Origin of the sequence: Streptomyces sp. NPDC059169, assembly GCF_042755225.1 — a bacterium.
GTDB lineage: Bacteria > Actinomycetota > Actinomycetes > Streptomycetales > Streptomycetaceae > Streptomyces.
This window is the reverse complement of record NZ_JBHZCF010000057.1, coordinates 1-1,387: the sequence shown is the minus strand read 5'-3', so window position 1 is coordinate 1,387 and position 1,387 is coordinate 1. Positions and strand designations below refer to the sequence as shown.

Genomic DNA, 1,387 nt, shown 5'->3' with positions numbered 1-1,387 from the left:
TCGTAGGGGCGTTGGTCGCGCAGGATGGCGTAGAGAACGTTGATCTTGCGGCGGGCCAGAGCGATCAGGGCCTGATGGTGTCGTTTGCCTTCGGATCGTTTGCGGTCGTAGAAGGCGCGCGAGGTGGGGTCGCGTTGGATGGAGCAGAACGCGGCCTGGTAGAAGACCCGTTTGAGGGCCTTGTCACCGCCGGTCGCGCTGCGCGAGTAGCGGATCTTGCCGGACTGGGAGAGCACCGGGGACAGCCCGGAGGCGGCGGCCAGTGCGTCGCCGCTGCTGAAGCGGCGGATGTCGCCGACGGCCGCGAGGAACTCGGCGGTGAGGGCGGCCCCCATCCCCGGCAGGCTGCGGATGAGGGCCCCGTCAGGGTGGCCGGTCACCAGCTTCTCGATCTCGGCTTCCAGGGCCTTGATGCGGTGTTTGCCGGCCAGCAGCTCGTCGGCGAGTTCGCGGATGAGCTGGGCGGTGCGCCTTTCTCCGGGCAGCACGGTGCGCTGGGCGAGTGCGGCGGTGTGCGCCGCGTCGGCCAGCGGCTGTGCGGTGGTGGGCTTGACCCCGTGCCGGTGCAGGTAGCCGGCGATCCGGGCGGTGCCCGCGCGGCGGATCTCGGCCGGTGTGACGTAGTGGCCCAGCAGGATGAGCCCGGACTGGTTCGTCGCATCGACGGCCCGTTCCAGGCCGGGGTGGATACCGGTGAGCAGGTCACGCAGCCGCGCGGTGCGGGCGGTGGCCTCCTTGACCAGCGTGGTGCGGTGGCTGACCAGCAGCCTCAGCTCCACGGCGCTGTCGTCGGGCAGTTCGACGGCGCGCAGGTCGTCGCGGAGCATGACCTGCTCGGCGATGACTTTGGCGTCACGGGGGTCGGACTTGTTCTCGCCGCCCCGTGTCGCGCGGCGGGCGCGGTTGACGGCCAGGCCGGGGACGTGGACGACGCGGAAGCTGGCCGTCAGGAGCATGGCGGTCAGCAGGGCGGCGATGCCGCCGAGGATGTCCAGGCCGACGGTGACGGGGCCGTGTTCGGCCTCGACGGTGTGCAGTTCGCCGATCGCCTCGTCGATGGCGGCGGGGTCGTTGTCTACTCGGTGGCTGAGCAGCTGACGGCCGCGGTCGTCGGTCACCGCGAGCCAGTGGAATTCCTTGGCGATGTCGAAGCCTGCGTTGGCGGTCACGGTCCCCTCCCGGTGCAGTGTGTGGCGCGACTCCTTCCGCCTGTCCTCGCCCTACTCAGCGATCGTTCGCAGTGCCTAATCAGCAGTCCGGAAGAAGTGGCGGGGCAGGGGGATCAGCGTCCTGAGCCATCGGAGGCAGCCAGCATGAAAACCATCCCTGCCCCACCCGCGCAGTCCCAGAGTCGCGAACTCACGGGACGCACTCAAGAAGGTAGGGC

Annotated in this window: 1 protein-coding gene; it reads right to left on the bottom strand. The window is 69.9% G+C overall.

Going from position 1 to position 1,387, the window contains the following annotated elements:
- Positions 1 to 1,169 (bottom strand): IS110 family transposase (locus tag ACFXOM_RS35575; protein WP_385041646.1); only part of this gene is annotated, 1,169 nt, incomplete at its 3' end.
- Positions 1,170 to 1,387: the final 218 nt, after the last annotated feature.